Raw genomic sequence first — 21,004 nt, forward strand, 5'->3', positions numbered from 1 at the left:
CCGTCTGAAGGATTGGCGGCGCGTCGCCACCCGATACGACCGCTGCCCGGAAACCTTCTTCTCCGCGATCATGCTCGCCGCAACCGTCTTGTTCTGGCTGTGAAATTCAATGAGTCTGGACCCTAGCAGACAGTCCGGCCCTGTGGGAGCCTCGGAGCTTCTTCCGTCCGGGACCAACCGATCTTGGCGTGGCCTCCAGCCTCTTGAACTTCGCCCCGGCATTCGGGGTGCGAGAGGCGCTCTTGCATTGCCGGAGCGGGCTTGCACGGCTGGAGGGGCATCCTGCGCCTTCGCCGACCTGATCCAAAAGAGCGATGCGTCAGCCCGGCGCCGCATGGCAACCGGGCCTTCGAATGCGTTTCTGGTGAAGCCCGGCCTGGTCAGGACTCCCGCAAGCGCAAGGGGGCGCGGCTCCGGTCGTTGACCCCGTCAACGGCCTTCTTCAGCAACACAAGGAAGGCTTGCTGTTCGCTCTCGTCCAGTCCGGCGAGGATCTCGCCCTGAATCTTCACGATCAGTGGGTAGAGGCTGTCCAGCACGGCCTCGCCCGCATCGCTCAGGCGCAGCTCCCGTGCGCGGCGGTCGCGTGTGCTCACCACACGTTCCATCAGGCCCTTCTGCACCAGCCGGTCGATGACCCCGCCTATCGTCGTGCGGTCGTAGGCGATCATTCCGGCCAGCGTTGCCTGGTCGGTTCCCGGATTGAATCGCGTTGCGTTCAGCGCTGCGAACTGCACGGGCGTCAGGCTGTGCCCGACCTCGCCGAGATCCTCCACGAAGATCGACACCGACGCCTGATGCAGGCGACGTATCAAGTAACCCGGCAATTCGCTCAGATCTCTCAAGATTCTTCTCCGGTTTTCCTCGCAAGGCTGGCTCGTTCTTCTAGCGATTTGACGCCTGATCGCCAACCATCAAGCGGTTACCACCATTTGACAGGTATGCTGATGATCGGTATACTTCCTAAATTGCCGGAAAGCCACGGGATCGTGGCGCGACGGCCAGGGTTGCTCTGGGACGGAGGAGGAGACGATGCAATCTGCCGGGGATACGACGGAACATCCGCTGTCGAATGACGAGGCTGCCGCGCTGCGCCAGCTCTATGCGGATTTCGAGGCGAATCATCTGATGCCGCTGTGGACGCAGACCAACGATCTGATGCCGTTCCACCCCAAGCCCAAGGCGGTGGCCCATGTCTGGAAGTGGTCCGATCTCTATCCGCTCGCGCAGCGTTCGGGCGACCTCGTGCCGGTGGGGCGGGGTGGCGAGCGCCGGGCGATCGGACTTGCCAATCCGGGTCTCGGCGGCAACGCCTATGTCAGCCCGACGCTCTGGGCCGCGATCCAGTACCTTGGCCCCAAGGAAACCGCGCCCGAGCACCGGCATTCTCAGAATGCATTCCGCTTCGTCGTCGAGGGCGAGGGCGTCTGGACCGTCGTCAATGGCGACCCGGTGCGAATGAGCCGGGGCGATTTCCTGCTGACGCCCGGCTGGCATTTCCACGGCCACCACAACGAGCTCGACAAGCCCATGGCCTGGATCGACGGGCTCGACATTCCGTTCTCGCAGCAGAACGACGTCGGCTTCTTCGAGTATGGATCGGAGCGCGTGACCGACTACGCCACCCCCGATTTCTCGCGCGGTGAGCGGCTTTGGTGCCATCCCGGCCTGCGTCCGCTTTCCGGCCTGCGAGACACCGTGTCGTCGCCCATCGGCGCTTACCGCTGGGAATACACCGATCGCGCCCTGACCGAGCAACTGCTGCTGGAAGAGGAAGGCCAGCCCGCGACCTTCGGGCCGGGCCATGCCGGGGTGCGTTACGTCAACCCGACAACCGGCGGCGACGTGATGCCCACGATCCGCGCCGAGTTTCATCGGCTCCGGGAAGGCGTCGCGACCCGACCGCGGCGTGAAGTCGGATCCTCGGTCTTTCAGGTGTTCGAGGGCCGGGGTGCTGTCACGCTTGGCGAAACCGAGCACAAGCTGGAGAAGGGCGATCTCTTCGTTGTGCCCTCCTGGGTGCAGTGGTCGCTGCAGGCGGAAACGCAGTTCGACCTGTTCCGCTTCTCCGACGCGCCGATCATGGAGCGGCTGCATTTCCACCGCACCCAGGTGGAAGAAAAGTGAGCGGCCTCGCAGAGGCGCGGGAGGCGCTTCGTCAACGGCTTGGCAAGGGGGCGCGCTATGACGATCCCGCGGCGCCTGCGCGCGAACTCGCGTTGGCGCGCATGGGGACGGCGTATTTTGCCCGCAAGCTCAACGAGCTGTCGGATGCGGCCCTTGCCCTGCCGGCGCTGCCTGCCGGGTTGACCCGACGCCATGTCATCGCCGGGATCAGCTACGAGGCGCGGGCGCTGGCCCAACTCGCCGAATGGGCGCGAACCGGGCAGGATGTGGCGGAGGGGGATCCCTTCGCCGCCATCGCCCCGGCGGTCGAGCTGGCGGTGACCCTGCCGGCCGAGGCGTTGCGCCACCTTTTCCGCCATTCAGAAGTGCATCTCAATGTCGAATGGCGGGATCTGACGGCAAAGGACTGGGATGCGCCGGTGCGTTTGCCCGGCGGCAGGGTCGTGACAGCGCGCGGCATGGCCTCTCGCCGGGCGCGATCCATCTGGCTGGGCGCGATCGATCTGGACAATGGCGGCGCCTTCGATGACTTGCCGCCGGACCTGATCGACGCGCTTCTTGCCGATCCGACCGGTGCCGCGGGCCATCCGTCACCCGTTCTTCGGCCGGATGATCGCCCCGCCCCGTCGCAGCTCGATCCCGCCGGGGGCGACGTGACGGTCTCGGGATCTGCTGGCGATCTGGCGCGCTGGATCACCGGCCGGGGCATTCGCCAGATTGCCTTCGACGGCGGGCCGGCCTTCGAGCCCCCGCTCCGTAAATTCTACAACGATCTCGAACATCAAGGATAACACCATGTCCGCAGCACAGAACGCCTCGGAGAGCCCCGAGGCCAGACTGTTCGCCTCGCCCACCTACCCGGTGGTTCCTGTCGAAGGGGAAACCGCCGCCTATCCGGTGCACCGCATCTTCTGCGTGGGCCGCAACTATGCCGAACACGCCAAGGAAATGGGTGTCGAGGTGGATCGGGAGGCGCCGTTCTACTTCCTCAAGGATGCGCAGAGCCTCGTCCTGACAGGCGCGACCGTGCCCTATCCGCCCGGCACCTCGAACTATCACTACGAGATGGAGCTGGTCTTCGCCATCGGCAAGCCTGTGTTCCGCGCCTCGGTCGAAGAGGCGGCGGCGGCGATCTATGGCTACGCGACCGGGCTCGACATGACGCGCCGCGACCTTCAGCTCGAGGCGCGGGCGAAGCAGCGGCCCTGGGATCTGGGCAAGAACCTCGAGCAATCTGCGATCATCGCACCGATCACCAAGGCGGACGCCTTTGGCGAAGTCGGCCCGCAGCGTATCTGGCTTTCCGTCAGTGACGCGGTGAAGCAGGACGCGCATCTGTCCGATCTGGTCTGGTCGCCGGTCGAGCTGGTGGCCCATCTTTCGCGGTTCTATCATCTGGCGCCGGGCGATCTGATCTATACCGGCACGCCCGCCGGAGTCGGGGCGGTGGTCGCCGGCGACCGCATCCATGGCGAAATCGACGGGCTCGCGCCGGTCGATCTGACGGTCGGGCCGGCGGAATGAAGTTCCACGGCTATTTCCGCAGTTCGGCCGCCTATCGCTGCCGTATTGCCTTCAACCTCAAAGGCCTTTCGCCCGACTTCGCTTCGGTGCATCTGCGGCGCGGCGGCGGCGAGCAGAAGTCCGAAGTCTACCGCACGCTCAATCCCCAGGGCCTCGTTCCGGCGTTGGAGGTGGACGGGCTGGTGCTGACCCAGTCGCTGGCCATCATTGAATGGCTGGACGAGACCTGGGCCGAGCCGCCGCTGCTGCCGGCCGACAAGGATCTGCGGGCGCGGGTGCGCGCCTTTGCCCAGGCCATCGCCTGCGACATCCATCCGCTGCAGAACCTGCGGGTGCTGGCCTACCTCAAGGAGGAACTCGGCCACGGCCAGGACGTGGCCGATGCCTGGTGCCGGCGCTGGATCGGCGACGGGCTGGCGGCCTGCGAGGCGCTGCTCGCCCGCGAGGAAACTCAGGGCGACTTCTGCTTCGGCGATGCGCCGGGGCTGGCTGATATCTGCCTGGTGCCGCAGATGTTCTCGGCCATCCGCTTCGGGGTGAACATCTCGAACCTGCCGCGGCTGGGCGCGATCCTTGCCGCATGCGAGGCGCTGCCTGCCTTCGCGGATGCCCGGCCCGACCGTCAGCCCGACGCTGAAGCGTAAGCGGGCCGCAAAGATGTCGAGGTCGGGCGCCAGTTTGCCCGGCCCCGACATAGCTTGTGGGGCCGCCCGCGAGAACTATGCCGGTAGCTGGCGAAACTGCCGGGGCACGAATGTCTCGGCATGCTCGATCATCGTCCGGTATCCGTCGGAACCAACGGCCAACGGTTCCGGCCGGTTCGAGACCAGGGTGATGACGGCCTCGGCATAGCCCTGAACATCGAGGACCGGAATCGCCAGCGCGTAGAGTCCGGGGATGAAGGTTTGCAGCGCCTCGGTCACCACTTCGCGCCTGGCCGCTTGCCGCAGGTCCGAGAAACTGCCCGGATCCATGTCGGGCGCCTCGATCGCCAGCCGCTCGATCGCTAGGCGCTCGGGCAGCCAGGCCATGAAGCTGCGACCCGTCGCCGAATGCAGCATCGGCAGGGTGGAGCCCACCCCCAGCGCGGTGATCAGCTGCGCGGAGGATTTTTCCCAGCGTACTACCGTCGCGCCAAAGGCCCCCCAGACCGACAGCATCCCCGTGCAGCCCGAGTGCTCCACCAGATCGGGCAGGGCGTCAGCAGCGCGGTTGACCACGTCGATGCGGGCGATCGCCGCTGTGCCGATGCGCGCCGCCGCCGCGCCCAGATCATAGGTTCCGCTTTTGCGGTGCTGCACCATGCCGGTTTCGACAAGACTGGCCAGATAGCGGTGCGCCTTGGCCGGCGCCATCTCCACTGCCACCGCGATCTGCGAAAGCGTCATCGGCCCCGAGGCACCCGACAGGGCCAGCAGAATTCCTACCGAGACCTCGACCGACTGTACCCCGCGACGGCGCTCCGTTTCATTGTCCATCACCGAACCGCTCAAGCTCCATCCTGATTGCCGCAGGGATGTCGGCCTTTTGCAAAGCCGGGGGCTTGCCCGCGACGAAGGCCCGCACCTCGCGGCCTTCTGCAACCGTCACCGTGTCTACCGCGAAGGCATATAGCAAGGTGAGGCTTGTCCGGGTCAAGCCATCGATCCGCGCGGCAATGGTCAGCGGGTCATAGAAGCGCGCCGGGGCCAGGAACTGACACTTCGCCTCGATGAGCGGCGTCCCCAAAAGGTCGTGTTCTGTCGCCAGGCTGTTCTGGTCGAAACCGCATTCCTGAGAAAGAAGGTGAAATGTCGCGTCCATCCATCTGAAATAATTTGGATAAAAGACGATACCCGCAGCATCGCATTCACCCCATTCTATGATCCTTCTGGTCCGGAAAGCTGGCATGGGCACCTCCTGAGGCTTGACAAATTACGCATTGCGAAACTAATTACGTCATACATCTTTGGCAAGTGGCCGCGAGGGGGAGCCGATGGGAGAGACCGGACATATGAAGATCACCATTGCCGGGGCGGGGCCGGCGGGGCTCTATGCGGCAATCCTGATCAGGCGTCACAGGCCGGACATCGCTCTGCGTGTCGTCGAGCAAAACCGCGCCGACGACAGCTTCGGCTTCGGGGTCGTCTTCAGCGAACAGGCGCTTGGGTTCCTGGAAGCCGAGGATCCCGAGACGGTGGCGTTGATCGCGCCGCATATGCAGCACTGGTCCGATATCGCCGTCGTCCACCGTGGCGAGCGCATCGTGATCGACGGCGTCGGCTTCTCGGGCATCGGGCGGCTTCAGCTGATCCAGCTTTTCCAGAAGCGGGCGGCCGAGCTGGGGATCCACCCTGAATATTCGACCCGCATCGAAGACCCGGCGGCGCTCGACAGCGATCTGGTGATCGGGGCGGACGGGCTCAACTCGGTGGTTCGCGCCAGCGGCGATCATGGGGAAAGCGTGGTGTCGCTCGACAACCATTTCGTCTGGTATGGCGCCGACCGCCCGTTCGATGCGCTGACCCAGACCTTCATCGACACCGAATTCGGTCCGATGAACACGCATCACTATTCCTACATGCCGGGCCGCTCGACCTTCATCATCGAGATGCGCCCCGAGGTGTTCGCGCGCACCGGCTTTGCCGATATGGCCGAGCCCGAATACCGCGCCGTCTGCGAGCGGCTGTTCGCCGGAACGCTGGAAGGCGCGCGGCTGATCGAGAACCGCTCGGCCTGGCGGCGGTTTCCGAAGCTGTCCTGCGCTCGCTGGCACGACGGCAACCGGGTGCTTGTGGGGGATGCCCTGCATACCGCACATTACTCCATCGGCTCGGGCACGCGGCTCGCACTCGAGGATGTCGTTGCCTTGATAGCGGCGCTGCGAGAGCATGACTGGAATGTCGCGGCGGCGCTGCCGGCCTATCAGGCCCGGCGCGCGCCGGTGCTGGCCAAGATCGTCGATGCCGCAAACCGCTCGGCGGATTGGTATGAGGGGTACGACAGGCATATGGCGCTGGAGCCATGGCCGTTCGCGTTGTCCTATATCCGCCGGGCCGGCAGGCTCGACGCGGCACGGCTGCGGGCGCTTGCGCCGCAGTTCAGCGCCAGTGCCGAAGCGCGGGGCCTCAGCCTCGACGCGGAGGTCGCGGCATGAGCGTCGAGGCCCGGACCCGCACCCCCGATATCGAAAGCCTTGCGGCGGAGGTGGGCTTCGATCTGCCCGCGGATTACAATGCCGGCCGCATTCTGTGGGACAATCTCGACCGCAACCCGGACGCGACGGCGATCATCCACGATTCCAGGAACTGGACCTATGCCGAACTGATCGCCGAGGCGGCGCGGATCGGCAATTACCTGCGCGATCGCGCAGCACCCGGCGACAGGGTGCTGCTGTTCATGGACGACGAACCGGCCTATCCGGCGACCATCATGGGGGCGATGCGCGCGGGCCTTGTGCCGATGCTCATCAACACGCTGTCGCCGCGCGAGCTGATCGACTTCTTCCTCGAGGACAGCGGCGCGTCGTTGGTCGTTACCTCCTCTGCCTTCCGCGCGGCTTTCGACGCCGATGCGCCGGTGATCGATGCCGGTCAGCGCCCTTGGGCCGGCGCGCCCGACACGTTGGCAGAACATCCCACCACTCGGAACGACATGGCGTTCTGGATGTACTCCTCGGGCTCCACCGGCCGGCCCAAGGGCGTCGTCCACCGGCACGAGGATGTGCCCTACATCAACGCGACCTATGCCGCGCATGTGCTGCGTCTGGTGCCCGGCGACATCTGCTTTTCCGTTCCCAAGGTCTATTTCGCCTATGGATTCGGCAATTCGGTGGTGTTTCCGTTCTCGGCCGGCGCGGCGGCGCTGCTGCTGTCGGGGCGTCCTGACCCGGCGGCGATCTTCGACCAGATCGGTCGCCATCGCCCGACCGTGTTCTTCGGCCTGCCGACGCTCTATACCGCGCTCATGCACCACAAGGGTGCGGACGGGGCCGATCTGTCGTCGCTGCGGCTCTGCCTTTCGGCGGCCGAGGTGCTGTCGGCCGATATCGCTTCCGCTTGGCGCAAGCTGTCCGGCCTGCCCATCGTCGAAGGGCTGGGCTCTACCGAGATGCTGCATATCTACCTTTCCAACACCGAGGCGCGGCAGGTCATCGGCTCGTCCGGCCGGATCGTGCCGGGCTATGCCGTGCGGCTTGTAGCCCCGGACGGTCGCGAACCTGGTCCCGGTGAAGAGGGTGTGATGCAGGTGCGTGGGCTATCGTCGACGCAGGGATATTGGAACCGCCCGGACAAGACGGCCGAGACCATTCGCGACGGCTGGCTGGACACCGGCGACCGCTTCGTCAGGGATGCCGAAGGATACTACTTCTACAAGGGCCGCGCTGACGACATGGTGAAGGTCTCGGGCCAGTGGGTCTGGCCGATGGAGATCGAGCTTGCGCTGAACGAGCATCCCAAGGTGCGCGAAAGCTGTGTCCTGGCGGTGCCCCTGGCCGATCAGCGCCTGACCATCCGGGCCTTTGTGGCGCTGGTGGACGGAGTTTCCCCGGACTCTGAACTGACGCGCGAGCTCCAGGCGCACGCGCGGCGCAACCTGCTGCCGCACAAATATCCGCGCGAGGTATTCTATCTGCCGTCGCTGCCCAAGACCGGCACCGACAAGATCGACCGCCAGGCACTGCGGCGCGATCCGGCGGCCGCGGGCGCATCGCAGGGATAGCAGTTTCTCCCGGCGGCGATGGTTCGCCGCCGGGGCTGCGACAGGCCGCCGCCGCATCAGTCCTTGCGGCCGCTCACGACGTCGATGTCCGGTGCATCCACCGCCTTCATCCCGACCACATGGTATCCGGCGTCAACATGATGCACCTCGCCGGTGACGCCGGTTCCCAGGTCCGACAGCAGAAAGAGGGCCGCGTTGCCCACTTCTTCCTGGCTGACGTTGCGGCGCAGAGGGCTGTTCAGCTCGTTCCATTTCAGGATGTAGCGGAAATCCCCGATACCGGCTGCCGAAAGCGTCTTGATCGGCCCGGCCGAGATCGCGTTGCAGCGGATGCCCACCTTGCCCAGATCCTCGGCGATATAACGCACGCTCGCCTCCAGCGCGGCCTTGGCTACGCCCATCACATTGTAATGCGGCATCACCTGTTCAGCCCCGTAGTAGGACAGAGTCAGCAAGCTACCGCCCTCGGGCATCAGATCCGCGGCGCGGCGGCAGACGGCGGTGAAGGAATAGACCGAGATGTCCATCGTCACCCGGAAATTGTCGCGGCTGGTATCAACGTAACGGCCGCGCAATTCGGCTTTGTCGGAAAAGACGACAGCATGGACGACGAAATCGAGCTTGCCCCAGATATGGCCGAGATGGTCGAAAAGCGCGTCGATCGAGGCCTCGTCAGTCACGTCACATTCGTGGATCTCGGTAGCGCCGATCTGTGCCGCCAGCGGCTCGACCCGTTTTCTGAGCGCGTCGCCTACATACGAGAACGCAATCTCTGCCCCGGCATCGGCAAGCGCTTTGGCAATTCCCCAGGCAATGGACTTTTCATTCGCCAGGCCCATGATCAGCCCGCGCTTTCCCGCCATCAATTTGTTCGACATTCGCTTTTCCTCACCGATCTCATCAGTCCTCGGGTTTTCCTAAGTCAGATGAGAGTCATAGGCAAGCATGTGAAACATATTGGAAATATTCGTATATCTCCGGCATTCCGTGCGAAAATCCTGTGCCAAAGGGCACAGCTGAAAAGCCACGGGTGAGCGATTGATCGAGACAATTCAGGCAAGCAGTTGAGCCGTGACTACATGTCTCAAGGCAGACGCCTGCCGCGTCATCCTTTGCGCAAGCCCGGTGATCGACAATGTCTTTATTTTGCTTATGAAACTTGCCTTCATCCCGTAACGGTAATCATCGTACCCCACGGATCGCGCAGTTTGAGCGCGGCGCCTTCGGGGGTGATCTCGACGCCATGTGCCGCTGCTCGGGCAAGGATTCCCGCGCGTTCAGCCGGATCGCGGAGGACGATCTCGAAGGACTCGAGCCCCGCCATATGCTCTGGCCGCGCTCCGGCGCCCCGGCTGTTCCAGGTATTGCTGCCGATCTGGTGGTGATAGCCGCCGCTACCGAAGAAACTTGCGTTGGGGATGCGGGCCGTCACATCGAAGCCGAGAACATCGCGGAAAAAATCTTCGGCCACCCTGGTATCGCCGACCTGAAGGTGGATATGGCCAACGATCCCGCCTTCGGGAAACCCTGTCCAGCGCGTTCCGTCTGCGGCGCGCAACAGGTTCTGTCCGTCCAACAACCTGCTGGAGAGGCGTAGCCCCCCATCGGGATTGCTCCAGCCCGACGGCGGTCTGTCGGCGTAGATTTCGATCCCGTTTCCTTCTGGATCCGCCAGATAGATCGCCTCGCTGATCGTGTGGTCGGTGGCGCCTTCCAGTGCGACGCTATTTTCCGTGGCGAAGGCAAACCAGCGGGCGAGATCGCTCCGACTGGGCAGGAGGAAGGCGGTGTGAAACAAGCCGGCTTGCCGGGGGTCGCGCGGTGCAAGCCCCGGGTCGCCGATCAGTTCGAGCAGTGGTGCCGTGCCGGTTCCGAGCACTGTCCGGTCGCGACTTTCCCCGATCAGAGACAGGCCGAGCATGCTGCGATAGAACGTCGACACCAGCGCCAGGTCGCGCACCCGCAGACGAACCCTGCCGATCCGCATCGGCGCGGCGGACATCTCGAACCTGTCGGCGACCATGCTGTGGGATACGGTCATGCTCGATCTCCCTCATGAACCGATGGGTGGGGCAGGTCGCTTGCGACCGCCGAGACTGGATCAGTCCCTTTTGCGACGAAGCGCAAAGGCGCCATCGCCCAGCAGCGCCTGCACGATCAGCGTGATGGCCCAGAAGGCGGGAAACTCCCAACCACCCCCCTCGTTTGAGAAGAAGAAACCGGCGGCCCAATGCGGTGCATAGATCGACCCAAGCAGAATCGGCAAAAGTGCGAGCGAGACCCAGCGTGTCCATACGCCGAGGATCAGGGCGATACCGCCAAGAAGCTCCGCGGCGATGACGATGTAGGCAAGCGCTGCAGGAAAGCCGAGGCTCGCAAAGAAACCGGCCGCTCCTGCGGGCGTGAAAACAACGATCTTCAACAGGGCATGTGCCAGAAACAGGATCCCCATCGAGACGCGCAGAATGGTGGCGGCCAGGTGGGCATTGTCGACTCCGGCGATCAGGGGCCGGTGAGGCTCCCCGGTTGAAAGCGCAAAGGTCATGTCAGGTCTCCATGAAGGATTCGCCTTGAAGCGGCACGAGAAAAGACATGGCCCTGTTCTGACGACATGATAATGCCGCTTTCGAGAAGATAATTGCATCCAGAATGGAAGCAATCGCACGACCTTCTCTACCAAGACGCCGTGCTGCGATAGCGTGCAGTCAGGAAGTCCACCAGCACGCGCACCTTGGCAGCCAGATGCCGGTTGTGCGGATAGAGGACATGGACGCCGTAGGCTGTGGGTTCAAAAGGCTGCAAGAACCTCTGCAACTTGCCCGACCGCACAGATGGACCGACGACGAAACTCGGCAAACAGGCGAGGCCCAACCCGGCCTCGGCGGCCCGCAGGCAGGCTTCGGCGTTCGAATAGCGTATCCGGCCAGTCACGGGTGCCAGGAAGTCAGCACCGTCAGCAGTCCGGAACGGCCAGCGGTTGGGTTCACGGAAGTTGGTGTCGATGATGCAGTCGTGCCCAGCCAGGTCGCCGGGTGCGTGCGGCTCTCCTCGCCGCGCCAGATAGGTGGCCGAGCCGACGACAAGCAGCCGGACATCGCAGAGCCGGGTAGCGACCAGCGACGAGTCCGCAGGCCGCCCCACCCGCACGCCCATGTCGAATCCTTCGTCGACCAGATTGACCACCCGATCCGTGAAGTTCACGTCGAGTTCGATTTCCGGGTAGCGGGCCGCGAAGTCGTTCAATGCCTGAGCGAGTTCGAGCGTCCCGAAAGTGAGCGGTGCGGTGAGCCGCAACAGGCCGCGCGGCTCCTGCGAAATGTTCCGCACCGAGAGGTCGAGTGCGGCCAGATCATCGAGGATCGGACGGATGCGAGCATAGTATGCTTGGCCCGCCTCGGTAGGGGAAACCGCCCGCGTGGTGCGATTCAAGAGGCGCACACCCAGTTCGGCTTCCAACCTCGAGACAAGCTTGGAAGCCTGTCCTGACCTTGTGCCAAGCCGCTCGGCGGCAGCCGTGAAGCTGCCAGCCTCCATCACCGCCACGAACATTCGATCCGAATCCAGTCGGTCCATCTATTCACCACGTTTTCGCAAGGTATCAGTGCCAAAACTGGCGCATTACATCTGCTTTGGCATAAATGGAACATCCATTTCTGGATGCCGATCAGACTGTGGCAAGGCAGCTATCCAGTTCCCCACGCCCGAAGTTCATGCGGCCACCTATGCGAATAAAACCACCGGGCAGCTATACGGCCGAGGCGAAGCACAGGACACTCTGATGAAGTTCGGTTCGGGCGGTAGCAACGGAAGGCGCGGCCTCCAGCGCTGTGACTTGTGGCCCAAACGTGTGTGAAACTGTCGGCCCACGATCCGACGGTCGTCCGTTCGGCACCGCGTTCGGATCTACGCCAGACTACCCTACGATACGAATCGAACTGCTTACACAGTGCTTACATTGTGATGATCGGTTCGCTCTGTAAGCAGATGGCGCCCCTTGGGGCGCCATCTATGCTTTTGAAAAGTCTACCGAATATTGGAGCGGGCGAAGGGATTCGAACCCTCGACCCCAACCTTGGCAAGGTTATGCTCTACCCCTGAGCTACGCCCGCATCCTTGGGTGAGCGGTGATTTACAAACTCGGCCCGGGACCCGCAAGGGGGAAATACGCATCGCCGCGGAAATTTTCCCCCAATGCCGGACCGGCGCGCGAGACAGTACCTATTCCAACTCGACCAGAAGATCCTTCGCATCCACCTGCGCGCCCGGTGTCACATGCACGGCCTTCACCACGCCTTCCCGGTCGGCATGTATCCCGGTTTCCATCTTCATCGCTTCGATGGTCAACAGCAGATCGCCGGGCCTGACCTTCTGACCCGCCGCAGCCGCGACCGACGCGACCGATCCCGGCATCGGTGCCCCGATATGCGCGGCATTTCCGTCGCTCGCCTTGGGTCGTGCGGCCGTCTTGGCCTTGACCTGCCGGTTGGGAACCCGAACCACGCGGGGCTGGCCGTTGAGGTCGAAGAACACGCGCACCTCGCCGTCGTCGCCGGTTTCCCCGACGGTCTGCAGGCGGATTTCCAGCGTCTTGCCCGGGTCGATCTCGGCCGTGATCTCTTCGCCCGGCGTCATCCCGTAAAAGAAGGTCCGCGTCGGCAGCGCGCGCACCGGGCCATAGGTCGCATGGCGGGCACGGTAATCCATGAAGACCTTCGGATACATCAGGTAACCGTTCAGATCCTCGTCATCGACGATGACTTCGGCGCCGTCTTCGGCATCCTTGGACAGTTCGGCCGCAACCTGCGCCCGCGTCGCTTCCAGGTCGACGGGCGGCAGATGCGCGCCGGGACGGTCGGTTATCGGTGCCTCACCCTTCAGCACCTTGCGCAGGATCGGTTCGGGCCAGCCGCCATGAGGCTGGCCGAGATTGCCGCGCAGCATGTCGATCACGCTGTCGGGAAAGGAAACCTCGACCGCCGGGTCCTCGACCTGTGCGCGGGTCAGCCCCTGCGCGACCATCATCAGGGCCATGTCACCCACGACCTTGGAGCTTGGCGTGACCTTGACGATATCTCCGAACATCCGGTTCACCTCGGCATAGGCTTCGGCGACCTCGTGCCAGCGTTCCTCAAGGCCCAGACTGCGGGCCTGCGCCTTGAGGTTGGTGAACTGCCCGCCCGGCATTTCGTGCAGATAGACCTCGGATGCCGGGGCCTGAAGGCCGGATTCGAAAGCCGCATAGTGGGCGCGCACCGATTCCCAGTAGTTGGAGATTTCGCGGATCGCACCGATATCGAGCCCCGTATCGCGTTCGGTGCCCTTCAGCGCCTCGACGATCGAACCGAGCGTGGGCTGCGAAGTATTTCCCGAAAGCGCGTCCATCGCGCAATCGACCGCGTCCACACCCGCCTCGGCGGCGGCAAGGATCGTCGCCCCGCCAAGTCCCGATGTGTCATGGGTGTGGAAATGGATCGGCAGGCCCACCTCTTCTTTCAGCGCCTTCACCAGCAGACGCGCGCCCGCCGGTTTCAGAAGGCCCGCCATGTCCTTGAGGCCGAGCACATGCGCCCCTGCGTCCCGCAGCGCCTTGCCCATCGTCACATAATAACCCAGGTCGTATTTCGAACGCGCGGGATCAAGCAGATCGCCGGTGTAGCAGATCGTGCCCTCGCATACCTTCCCCGCCTCGACCACCGCCTCCATCGCCACGCGCATGTTCTCGACCCAGTTCAGGCTGTCGAAGACGCGGAACACATCGACGCCCGTCCGGGCGGCCTGTGCCACGAAGGACTGGACGACATTGTCCGGATAGTTCGTATAGCCGACCCCGTTAGAGGCGCGCAGCAGCATCTGGGTCATGAGGTTGGGCATCGCGGCGCGGATATCGCGCAGCCGCTGCCACGGACATTCCTGCAGGAAGCGGTAAGCCACGTCAAATGTCGCGCCGCCCCAGCATTCGACGCTGAAAAGCTGCGGCAGGTTCGCGGCATAGGCCGGCGCGACCCGGATCATGTCGATCGACCGCATCCGCGTCGCCAACAGCGACTGGTGACCGTCGCGCATCGTCGTGTCGGTGATCAGAAGCTGCGTCTGCGCCGCCATCCAGTCTGCCACCGCCTGCGGGCCCTTCTCCTCCAGCAGGGTGCGTGTGCCGGGGGCGGGGCTATCGGTGCGCAGCGTCGGGGGGCGTGGTGTCTTTATGTCGGCGGCAGGCAGCGGGCGGCCCGAGGTCTCGGGATGCCCGTTCACGGTGATGTCCGCGATATAGGTCAGGAGGCGCGTCGCACGGTCGCGCCGCTTTCTGAACGTGAAAAGCTCGGGCGTCGTGTCGATGAACTTGGTCGTGCACTCGTTCGCAAGGAAGGTCGGATGCTTGAGCAGGTTTTCGACAAAGGCGATGTTGGTCGAAACGCCCCGGATACGAAACTCGCGCAGCGCCCTGTCCATCCGGGCTATGGCCATCTCCGGCGTCGCGGCCCAGGCCGTCACCTTGACCAGAAGCGAGTCGTAATAGCGGGTGATCACGCCGCCTGAATAGGCCGTTCCGCCATCGAGCCTGATCCCCATCCCGGTCGCGGAACGATAGGCCGTGATCCGGCCATAATCGGGAATGAAGTTGTTCTGCGGATCCTCGGTCGTCACGCGGCATTGCAGCGCGTGGCCGGAGAGCGTGATCGCGGACTGGTCGGCGGCGCCGGTAGCGTCAGCCAAGGTCGCGCCCTCGGCAATCAGGATCTGGGCGCGCACGATGTCGATGCCCGTGACCTCCTCGGTCACGGTATGTTCGACCTGAATGCGAGGGTTCACCTCGATGAAATAGAACTTCTCCTCATCCATATCCATGAGGAACTCGACCGTGCCGGCATTCTGATATCCGACCTGACGCGCGATCTTCAGGCCGAGCTCGCAGATCTCCGCGCGTTGCGCGTCGGTCAGATAGGGGGCGGGTGCCCGTTCAACCACCTTCTGGTTGCGGCGCTGGACCGTGCAATCCCGTTCGAACAGGTGATAGATCTGGCCATGCGTGTCGCCCAGGATCTGCACCTCGACATGGCGCGCGCGCTGGATCATCTTTTCCAGATATCCCTCGCCATTCCCGAACGCCGCCTCGGCCTCGCGCCGCCCCTCGCGCACCTTGTCGGCCAGTTCCTCCGGATTCAGGATGGGGCGCATCCCGCGCCCGCCGCCGCCCCAGCTTGCCTTGAGCATCAGGGGATAGCCGATTTCCGCCGCCTCGGCCCGGATCGCGTCAAAGTCATCGCCCAGCACTTCGGTTGCGGGGATCACGGGCACGCCCGCCTCGATTGCCACGCGGCGCGCGCTCGCCTTGTCGCCAAGGGCGCGCATCGTATCGGCGCGTGGCCCGATAAACGTGATACCGGCAGCATCGCAGGCCTCGACGAAATCCGGATTTTCGGACAAGAGGCCATAGCCGGGGTGGATCGCATCGGCGCCCGACATGCGGGCGACGCGGATGATTTCAGGGATAGAGAGATAGGCGCCCACCGGCGACAGACCTTCGCCGATGCGATACGCCTCATCGGCCTTGAAACGGTGGAGGCTCAGCTTGTCTTCTTCGGCAAAGACGGCGACGGTTTTCTTGCCCATCTCGTTCGCGGCGCGCATCACGCGAATGGCGATCTCGCCCCGATTGGCGATCAGTATCTTTTTGAACGATGTCATGAAAACCCCTCCCGGCACCTCGGCGCTCCTGCGACAGGTTGCCTCATTCGTGGTTTATTTTGCAACTGCAGAAATTTTACAAAGATGACCGGCGGCGCGAACGGAAGTGGAACAAACCTTTCCCTTTCCGAGCGAAGCGTCTAGATTGCCCGGCATGAACGATTTCGACGAATTCGATGCTTTCGAGGCCGGGGCGCACCAGTCCCTGTCGGCCCGCGCCCTGGGCGCGCGTCAGGTCGCCTATCTGGATGACCTCAACCCGGCACAGCGCGCCGCAGTCGAGGCGCTGGACGGCCCCGTGCTCATGCTTGCCGGGGCGGGGACGGGCAAGACCAAGGCGCTCACGACCCGAATCGTCCATCTGCTGAATACCGGCCGTGCCCGTCCGAACGAAATCCTCGCCGTGACCTTCACCAACAAGGCAGCACGCGAGATGAAGGACCGGGTCGGCCGGATGCTGGGCCACGCGGCCGAGGGGATGGGCTGGATGGGCACGTTCCACTCGATCAGCGTCAAGCTGTTGCGCAGACATGCGGAACTTGCGGGCCTTCGTTCCAACTTCACCATCCTCGACACGGATGACCAGATCCGGCTTCTCAAGCAGTTGATCCTGGCCGGGAATATCGACGAAAAGCGGTGGCCGGCCCGCCAGCTTGCCGGAATCATCGACAACTGGAAGAACCGGGCCTGGACCCCGACGCGTGTCCCCGCGTCCGAGGCGTCGGCCTTCAACAACCGGGCCGTCGAGCTCTATGCGGCGTATCAGGAGCGTCTGCGCACCCTGAACGCAGTCGATTTCGGCGACCTCCTTCTGCATGTCGTGACGATCTTTCAGGCGCATCCCGATGTGCTGGAACAGTATCAACGCTGGCTGCGCTACATTCTGGTGGACGAATATCAGGACACGAACGTCGCGCAGTACATGTGGCTGCGGCTTCTGGCGCAGGGCCATTGCAACATCTGCTGCGTCGGCGACGACGATCAGTCGATCTATGGCTGGCGAGGGGCCGAGGTTGGCAACATCCTGCGGTTCGAAAAGGATTTTCCGGGCGCGCAGGTGATCCGGCTGGAGCAGAACTACCGCTCTACCCCCCATATCCTCGGCGCGGCGTCCGGTCTTATCGCCTCGAACAAGGGTCGGCTTGGCAAAACGCTCTGGACCGACGCGCCCGAGGGTGAGCGGGTGCGGCTTATCGGCCATTGGGACGGTGAGGAAGAGGCGCGCTGGATCGGCGAAGAAGTCGAGGCGCTGCAGCGCGGAACGCGCGGCCTTGATCCGATCAGCCCCGATCACATGGCGATCCTGGTGCGGGCCAGCCACCAGATGCGCGCCTTCGAGGATCGTTTTCTGACCATCGGTCTTCCCTATCGCGTAATCGGCGGCCCCCGGTTCTATGAGCGGTTGGAGATCCGCGACGCGATGGCCTATTTCCGCCTCGCCGTGGGTCCGACCGACGATCTTGCCTTCGAGCGGATCGTGAACACCCCGAAACGGGGCCTTGGGGACAAGGCCCAGCAACTGATCCAGCGCGTCGCGCGCGAGGCGGGCGTGCCCCTGCTGGAAGGCGCGCGCCGGGTTGTTTCCGAAGGATTGCTGGGCGGCAAGGGGCTGGCCGAGCTTCGCAGGTTGGTGACGCAGATCGACCAGTGGCACGACCGGGTGCGCCGGGGCGAGCAGAACCACATCGAACTTGCGGAACAGATCCTCGACGATTCGGGCTATACCGCCCATTGGCAGAACGACAAGACGCCCGAGGCCCCGGGCCGGCTCGAAAACCTCAAGGAGCTGGTCAAGGCGCTGGAGCAGTTCGAGAACCTTCAGGGATTTCTCGAACATGTCGCGCTGATCATGGATAATGAGACCGAGGACACCGCCGAGAAGGTCAGCATCATGACGCTTCATGCGGCGAAGGGGCTGGAGTTTCAGGCGGTCTTTCTGCCGGGATGGGAGGACGGGCTTTTCCCCAGCCAGAGATCGATGGATGAAAGCGGGCTTTCCGGCCTCGAAGAAGAACGGCGCCTTGCCTATGTCGGGATTACCCGGGCCGAGGTGATCTGCACGATCTCGTTCGCCTCCAACCGCCGCGTCTACGGGCAATGGCAATCCGCGCTTCCGTCGCGCTTCATCGACGAACTGCCCGAAGACCATGTGGAGGTTCTGACGCCGCCGGGGCTTTACGGCGGTGGATATGGCGCGGCCGGCATGACCTCTGGCGTCGAGGCGCGGGCGGCCTCGGCCAATGTCTATAATTCACCGGGGTGGAAGCGCCTTCAGGAACGCGCGGCGACGCGCCCGGTCGCTCAGCCGCGCGAAAGCCGCAACGTGGTCATAGATCTGGAGGCCGCGTCGAGCTTCACGCTGGGCGACAGGGTGTTTCACCAGAAATTCGGCTATGGAACGGTGCAGGGGATCGAGGGCGACAAGCTTGACGTGTCTTTCGACAAGGCCGGGTCAAAAAAGCTGGTCGCGCGTTTCGTGGTCGCAGCGGATCAGGCTGACGACGTCCCCTTTTGATTGGCCCTTTTGACCGGTCTTGAGGGGGTGCCGGCGGGTCCGCAGTAGCGGGCATGTCGATGTGCACGCCCGACCTTCGCGCAACAGGAGCGCGGTCTTCGCAACACAGGGCCTTCCCGACACAGGGCGATCTTCGCCAACTCGGATCAAGCCGCTGCAAGCGTCCCGCGATCAAGCTCATCTCTGGGGGTTGGGGTGCGGCGACCTCCAGGGAGGAGGAGGGGAGGTCGCCGCTTGTAGCGTGGCCCCAGGGAGGAGGAGGGGGCCGTCGCATACCGTCTGGACCCGAAGGTCCGAAATTCAGGTGCGGTGACCTCCAGGGAGGAGGAGGGAGGTCACCGCCTGTAGCGTGGCTCCAGGGAGGAGGAGGGAGCCGTCGCATACCATCTGGACCCGGAGGTCCGAATTCAGGTGCGGCGACCTCCAGGGAGGAGGAGGGGAGGTCGCCGCCTGTAGCGTGGCCCCAGGGAGGAGGAGGGAGCCGTCGCATACCATCTGGACCCGGAGGTCCGAATTCAGGTGCGGCGACCTCCAGGGAGGAGGAGGGGAGGTCGCCGCCTGTAGCGTGGCCCCAGGGAGGAGGAGGGGGCCGTCGCATACCGTTTGAGCCAAAGGCCCGAATAAAAGGACGGCGACACAGGGAGGAGGAGGTATCGCCGTCAGTCAGAAAGCCCTGGGAGGAGGTAGGGCCCTCTGTAGGAAACTTACTTGCGCCAGGCTGCTTCGAGCGCGACGCGGGTGATCATCGACCGGCTGATGCCGAGGTCGTTCAGTTCGCGGGTTGACAGCGCACTGAGTTCGCGCACAGTCTCGCGGTAGATGCGCCGGCGTTCGAGCGTCTCACCGAGGCGAGCAACCAGTGCTTGGGCGCGTTCTGCCAGACCGATGTGGCCGGCGCGGATGTTCGATGCATATGCCATTTCAGGCCTCGTCTTTGAAACTCTGTGCGAAGGCGCTTGGGCGTCAGCATTTCCGTTCGCTGTTAGGGCAAACATAGCCAATTGCTGCGAATGCACAATGCGGCAAACCGTCAATGCTGCCATGCGGCAAATGCATAACGTTCGCTGACCTATTTTCATCGCCAATTATCGCCTTTGCCGATTTTGCGGGCAGGATGCGAATGACCTGCGGGCGCCCCTTGTGTCCCCCGCAATAACTGACAAGTAAGGTGGCGTGTTTGCGCAAGGAGAGAACCATGACCATTTCCCGCGAGGCTGTTCTTCAGGCACTCGAATCTGTTTCGGTCGCCGGCGGCGGCACGCTGGTATCCCGGGATCTGGTTCGCGCCTTGTCGGTCGAGGGCGGGACGGTCAGATTCGTGATCGAAGCGGCCACCCCGGAACAGGCGCGGGAACTGGAGCCCGCGCGCCTTGCAGCGGGTGACGTCTTGCGCGCCCTTGCGGGCGTCGACAGCGTGTCCGTGGTCATTACGGCGCATGGTCCGGCCCCGCGCCCGAATCCTGCGCCGCAGCCCGCTGGTCCTGCGCCCAGCCTCAAGATCGGCCAGCACCCCACGCCGCAGGCCGGCGCGCAACCGGTCGCCGGTGTCGCGCGGATTCTGGCGATCGCTTCCGGCAAGGGCGGTGTGGGCAAGTCGACCGTGTCCAGCAACCTTGCCGTGGCGCTTGCGCGTCAGGGGCGTCGGGTGGGCCTGCTCGACGCAGATATATACGGTCCGTCGCAGCCCCGGATGATGGGCGTGAACAAGCGTCCCGCCTCTCCGGACGGCAAGACGATCATTCCGCTTCAGGCGCATGGCGTCACGATGATGTCCATCGGTTTGATGCTCAAGGAAGACGAGGCGGTGATCTGGCGCGGCCCGATGCTGATGGGGGCGCTGCAACAGATGCTGGGTCAGGTCGCCTGGGGCGAGCTTGACGTGCTGATCGTCGATCTTCCCCCGGGGACGGGGGATGTTCAGTTGACGCTGTGTCAGCGGACGCGGGTGACGGGGGCCATCGTGGTGTCCACGCCGCAGGACGTGGCGCTGCTGGACGCACGCAAGGCGCTCAAGATGTTCGAGACGCTCAAGACGCCGGTCCTCGGCCTGATCGAGAACATGTCCACCTATATCTGCCCCAAATGCGGCCATGAGGAGCACATCTTTGGCCATGGCGGCGTTCAGACTGAGGCGGCCCGTCTCGACCTTCCCTTTCTGGGCGCGATTCCCCTGAGCCTCGACGTCCGGCTCGCAGGTGACGCTGGCACACCGGTCGCCGCCGGAGAGGGTCCTATAGCCGACGCCTATGCGCAGCTTGCGAAGGGTCTGGTGCTGGGCGGAATGGCCTGACTTCGACACCCCTCCGGGAATTCATGGGAAAAGATGCTGGACGCGCGACGCGCGCTCGAATCACGGGCGCGTGTGGCGCGTGTGAGAGCCGGAAAATCTCCCTAATCGAGCGACGCGCACGCCAATCAGGCGGACTTTCTGTTGCCTGCCTGCATCACCTGAGG

17 protein-coding genes, 1 tRNA gene and 1 pseudogene are annotated in these 21,004 nt (G+C 64.0%); 9 read left to right on the forward strand and 10 right to left on the reverse strand.

What is annotated here, in order from left to right:
- Positions 1-103 (forward strand): annotated as a pseudogene (locus ACFSGJ_RS14195) (IS5/IS1182 family transposase); the annotation flags it as partial.
- Between the two features lie 277 nt (positions 104-380).
- Here the strand turns inward: ACFSGJ_RS14195 and ACFSGJ_RS14200 are convergent.
- Positions 381-845: a MarR family winged helix-turn-helix transcriptional regulator gene (locus ACFSGJ_RS14200; protein ID WP_390263133.1), complete on the reverse strand. Its 465-nt coding sequence runs from the start codon at positions 843-845 to the stop codon at positions 381-383.
- 187 nt (positions 846-1,032) lie between these two features.
- Here ACFSGJ_RS14200 and ACFSGJ_RS14205 point away from each other — a divergent pair, with 187 nt between their 5' ends.
- The 4 genes from ACFSGJ_RS14205 to maiA are packed head-to-tail and all read left to right on the forward strand — an operon-like array spanning position 1,033 to position 4,295.
- The gene (locus ACFSGJ_RS14205; protein WP_390263136.1) at positions 1,033-2,127 is read left to right on the forward strand and encodes a cupin domain-containing protein; all 1,095 of its coding nucleotides are present in this window, start codon (positions 1,033-1,035) and stop codon (positions 2,125-2,127) included.
- Entirely contained in the window at positions 2,124-2,918 is a 795-nt protein-coding gene (locus tag ACFSGJ_RS14210) for a maleylpyruvate isomerase family mycothiol-dependent enzyme (RefSeq protein WP_390263139.1), read from the forward strand. Before ACFSGJ_RS14205 ends, ACFSGJ_RS14210 begins: the two co-directional genes overlap by 4 nt.
- 4 nt (positions 2,919-2,922) lie before the next feature.
- Positions 2,923-3,651 (forward strand): fumarylacetoacetate hydrolase family protein, encoded by a 729-nt coding sequence (locus tag ACFSGJ_RS14215; RefSeq protein WP_390263142.1) that lies wholly within the window; start codon positions 2,923-2,925, stop codon positions 3,649-3,651.
- Positions 3,648-4,295, forward strand: a complete 648-nt coding sequence (maiA, locus tag ACFSGJ_RS14220) for a maleylacetoacetate isomerase (RefSeq protein ID WP_390263144.1) — start codon at positions 3,648-3,650, stop codon at positions 4,293-4,295. Before ACFSGJ_RS14215 ends, maiA begins: the two co-directional genes overlap by 4 nt.
- A 75-nt stretch (positions 4,296-4,370) precedes the next feature.
- On the opposite strand, the gene ACFSGJ_RS14225 is transcribed toward maiA, so the two are convergent.
- The gene (locus ACFSGJ_RS14225) at positions 4,371-5,129 is read right to left on the reverse strand and encodes an IclR family transcriptional regulator (RefSeq protein WP_390263147.1); all 759 of its coding nucleotides are present in this window, start codon (positions 5,127-5,129) and stop codon (positions 4,371-4,373) included.
- A complete protein-coding gene (locus ACFSGJ_RS14230) occupies positions 5,119-5,541 on the reverse strand; it encodes an acyl-CoA thioesterase (protein ID WP_390263150.1) in 423 nt (140 codons plus the stop codon). The genes ACFSGJ_RS14225 and ACFSGJ_RS14230 overlap by 11 nt, the downstream gene beginning before the upstream one ends.
- An 85-nt stretch (positions 5,542-5,626) precedes the next feature.
- On the opposite strand from ACFSGJ_RS14230, the gene ACFSGJ_RS14235 reads away from it, so the two are divergent.
- A complete protein-coding gene (locus ACFSGJ_RS14235; RefSeq protein WP_390263153.1) occupies positions 5,627-6,787 on the forward strand; it encodes an FAD-dependent monooxygenase in 1,161 nt (386 codons plus the stop codon).
- Positions 6,784-8,352: a benzoate-CoA ligase family protein gene (locus ACFSGJ_RS14240; RefSeq protein ID WP_390263156.1), complete on the forward strand. Its 1,569-nt coding sequence runs from the start codon at positions 6,784-6,786 to the stop codon at positions 8,350-8,352. The genes ACFSGJ_RS14235 and ACFSGJ_RS14240 overlap by 4 nt, the downstream gene beginning before the upstream one ends.
- 56 nt (positions 8,353-8,408) lie before the next feature.
- On the opposite strand, the gene fabI is transcribed toward ACFSGJ_RS14240, so the two are convergent.
- The 6 genes from fabI to ACFSGJ_RS14270 all read right to left on the reverse strand — a co-directional run bounded on the left by fabI (position 8,409) and on the right by ACFSGJ_RS14270 (position 16,035).
- Positions 8,409-9,230, reverse strand: coding sequence for an enoyl-ACP reductase FabI (gene fabI / locus ACFSGJ_RS14245; protein WP_390263159.1), 822 nt, complete (start codon positions 9,228-9,230; stop codon positions 8,409-8,411).
- Positions 9,231-9,517: 287 nt separating this feature from the next.
- Positions 9,518-10,393 carry a VOC family protein gene (locus tag ACFSGJ_RS14250; protein ID WP_390263162.1) on the reverse strand — a complete coding sequence of 292 codons (876 nt, stop codon included), beginning with the start codon at positions 10,391-10,393 and terminating at the stop codon, positions 9,518-9,520.
- A gap of 60 nt (positions 10,394-10,453) precedes the next feature.
- Positions 10,454-10,897, reverse strand: a complete 444-nt coding sequence (locus tag ACFSGJ_RS14255) for a DoxX family protein (RefSeq protein WP_390263165.1) — start codon at positions 10,895-10,897, stop codon at positions 10,454-10,456.
- 128 nt (positions 10,898-11,025) lie between these two features.
- Positions 11,026-11,925: a LysR family transcriptional regulator gene (locus ACFSGJ_RS14260; protein ID WP_390263168.1), complete on the reverse strand. Its 900-nt coding sequence runs from the start codon at positions 11,923-11,925 to the stop codon at positions 11,026-11,028.
- Positions 11,926-12,386: 461 nt separating this feature from the next.
- Positions 12,387-12,461: transfer RNA gene (locus ACFSGJ_RS14265), tRNA-Gly, on the reverse strand.
- A 109-nt stretch (positions 12,462-12,570) separates the two neighbouring features.
- Positions 12,571-16,035, reverse strand: coding sequence for a pyruvate carboxylase (locus ACFSGJ_RS14270; RefSeq protein WP_390263171.1), 3,465 nt, complete (start codon positions 16,033-16,035; stop codon positions 12,571-12,573).
- A gap of 154 nt (positions 16,036-16,189) precedes the next feature.
- Here ACFSGJ_RS14270 and ACFSGJ_RS14275 point away from each other — a divergent pair, with 154 nt between their 5' ends.
- The gene (locus ACFSGJ_RS14275; RefSeq protein WP_390263174.1) at positions 16,190-18,550 is read left to right on the forward strand and encodes an ATP-dependent helicase; all 2,361 of its coding nucleotides are present in this window, start codon (positions 16,190-16,192) and stop codon (positions 18,548-18,550) included.
- A 704-nt stretch (positions 18,551-19,254) separates the two neighbouring features.
- Here ACFSGJ_RS14275 and ACFSGJ_RS14280 read toward each other — a convergent pair.
- On the reverse strand, positions 19,255-19,470 hold the full coding sequence (locus ACFSGJ_RS14280; protein ID WP_390263177.1) for a DUF1127 domain-containing protein: 216 nt from the start codon (positions 19,468-19,470) through the stop codon (positions 19,255-19,257).
- Positions 19,471-19,745: 275 nt separating this feature from the next.
- Between ACFSGJ_RS14280 and ACFSGJ_RS14285 the strand changes: the two genes are divergently transcribed.
- Positions 19,746-20,840 carry an Mrp/NBP35 family ATP-binding protein gene (locus ACFSGJ_RS14285; RefSeq protein WP_390263179.1) on the forward strand — a complete coding sequence of 365 codons (1,095 nt, stop codon included), beginning with the start codon at positions 19,746-19,748 and terminating at the stop codon, positions 20,838-20,840.
- Positions 20,841-21,004: the final 164 nt, after the last annotated feature.

The organism is Halodurantibacterium flavum (assembly GCF_042681825.1).
In the GTDB taxonomy this organism is placed as follows: domain Bacteria; phylum Pseudomonadota; class Alphaproteobacteria; order Rhodobacterales; family Rhodobacteraceae; genus Halodurantibacterium; species Halodurantibacterium flavum.

Excerpts from the sequence above, each read along its gene's own strand:
- ACFSGJ_RS14205 (WP_390263136.1), top strand. The coding sequence starts at position 1,033 with ATGCAATCTGCCGGGGATACGACGGAACATCCGCTGTCGAATGACGAG.
- ACFSGJ_RS14215 (WP_390263142.1), top strand. The coding sequence starts at position 2,923 with ATGTCCGCAGCACAGAACGCCTCGGAGAGCCCCGAGGCCAGACTGTTC.
- maiA (WP_390263144.1), top strand. The coding sequence starts at position 3,648 with ATGAAGTTCCACGGCTATTTCCGCAGTTCGGCCGCCTATCGCTGCCGT.
- ACFSGJ_RS14225 (WP_390263147.1), bottom strand. The coding sequence starts at position 5,129 with ATGGACAATGAAACGGAGCGCCGTCGCGGGGTACAGTCGGTCGAGGTC.
- ACFSGJ_RS14230 (WP_390263150.1), bottom strand. The coding sequence starts at position 5,541 with ATGCCAGCTTTCCGGACCAGAAGGATCATAGAATGGGGTGAATGCGAT.
- ACFSGJ_RS14235 (WP_390263153.1), top strand. The coding sequence starts at position 5,627 with ATGGGAGAGACCGGACATATGAAGATCACCATTGCCGGGGCGGGGCCG.
- ACFSGJ_RS14240 (WP_390263156.1), top strand. The coding sequence starts at position 6,784 with ATGAGCGTCGAGGCCCGGACCCGCACCCCCGATATCGAAAGCCTTGCG.
- fabI (WP_390263159.1), bottom strand. The coding sequence starts at position 9,230 with ATGTCGAACAAATTGATGGCGGGAAAGCGCGGGCTGATCATGGGCCTG.
- ACFSGJ_RS14250 (WP_390263162.1), bottom strand. The coding sequence starts at position 10,393 with ATGACCGTATCCCACAGCATGGTCGCCGACAGGTTCGAGATGTCCGCC.
- ACFSGJ_RS14255 (WP_390263165.1), bottom strand. The coding sequence starts at position 10,897 with ATGACCTTTGCGCTTTCAACCGGGGAGCCTCACCGGCCCCTGATCGCC.
- ACFSGJ_RS14260 (WP_390263168.1), bottom strand. The coding sequence starts at position 11,925 with ATGGACCGACTGGATTCGGATCGAATGTTCGTGGCGGTGATGGAGGCT.
- ACFSGJ_RS14270 (WP_390263171.1), bottom strand. The coding sequence starts at position 16,035 with ATGACATCGTTCAAAAAGATACTGATCGCCAATCGGGGCGAGATCGCC.
- ACFSGJ_RS14275 (WP_390263174.1), top strand. The coding sequence starts at position 16,190 with ATGAACGATTTCGACGAATTCGATGCTTTCGAGGCCGGGGCGCACCAG.
- ACFSGJ_RS14280 (WP_390263177.1), bottom strand. The coding sequence starts at position 19,470 with ATGGCATATGCATCGAACATCCGCGCCGGCCACATCGGTCTGGCAGAA.
- ACFSGJ_RS14285 (WP_390263179.1), top strand. The coding sequence starts at position 19,746 with ATGACCATTTCCCGCGAGGCTGTTCTTCAGGCACTCGAATCTGTTTCG.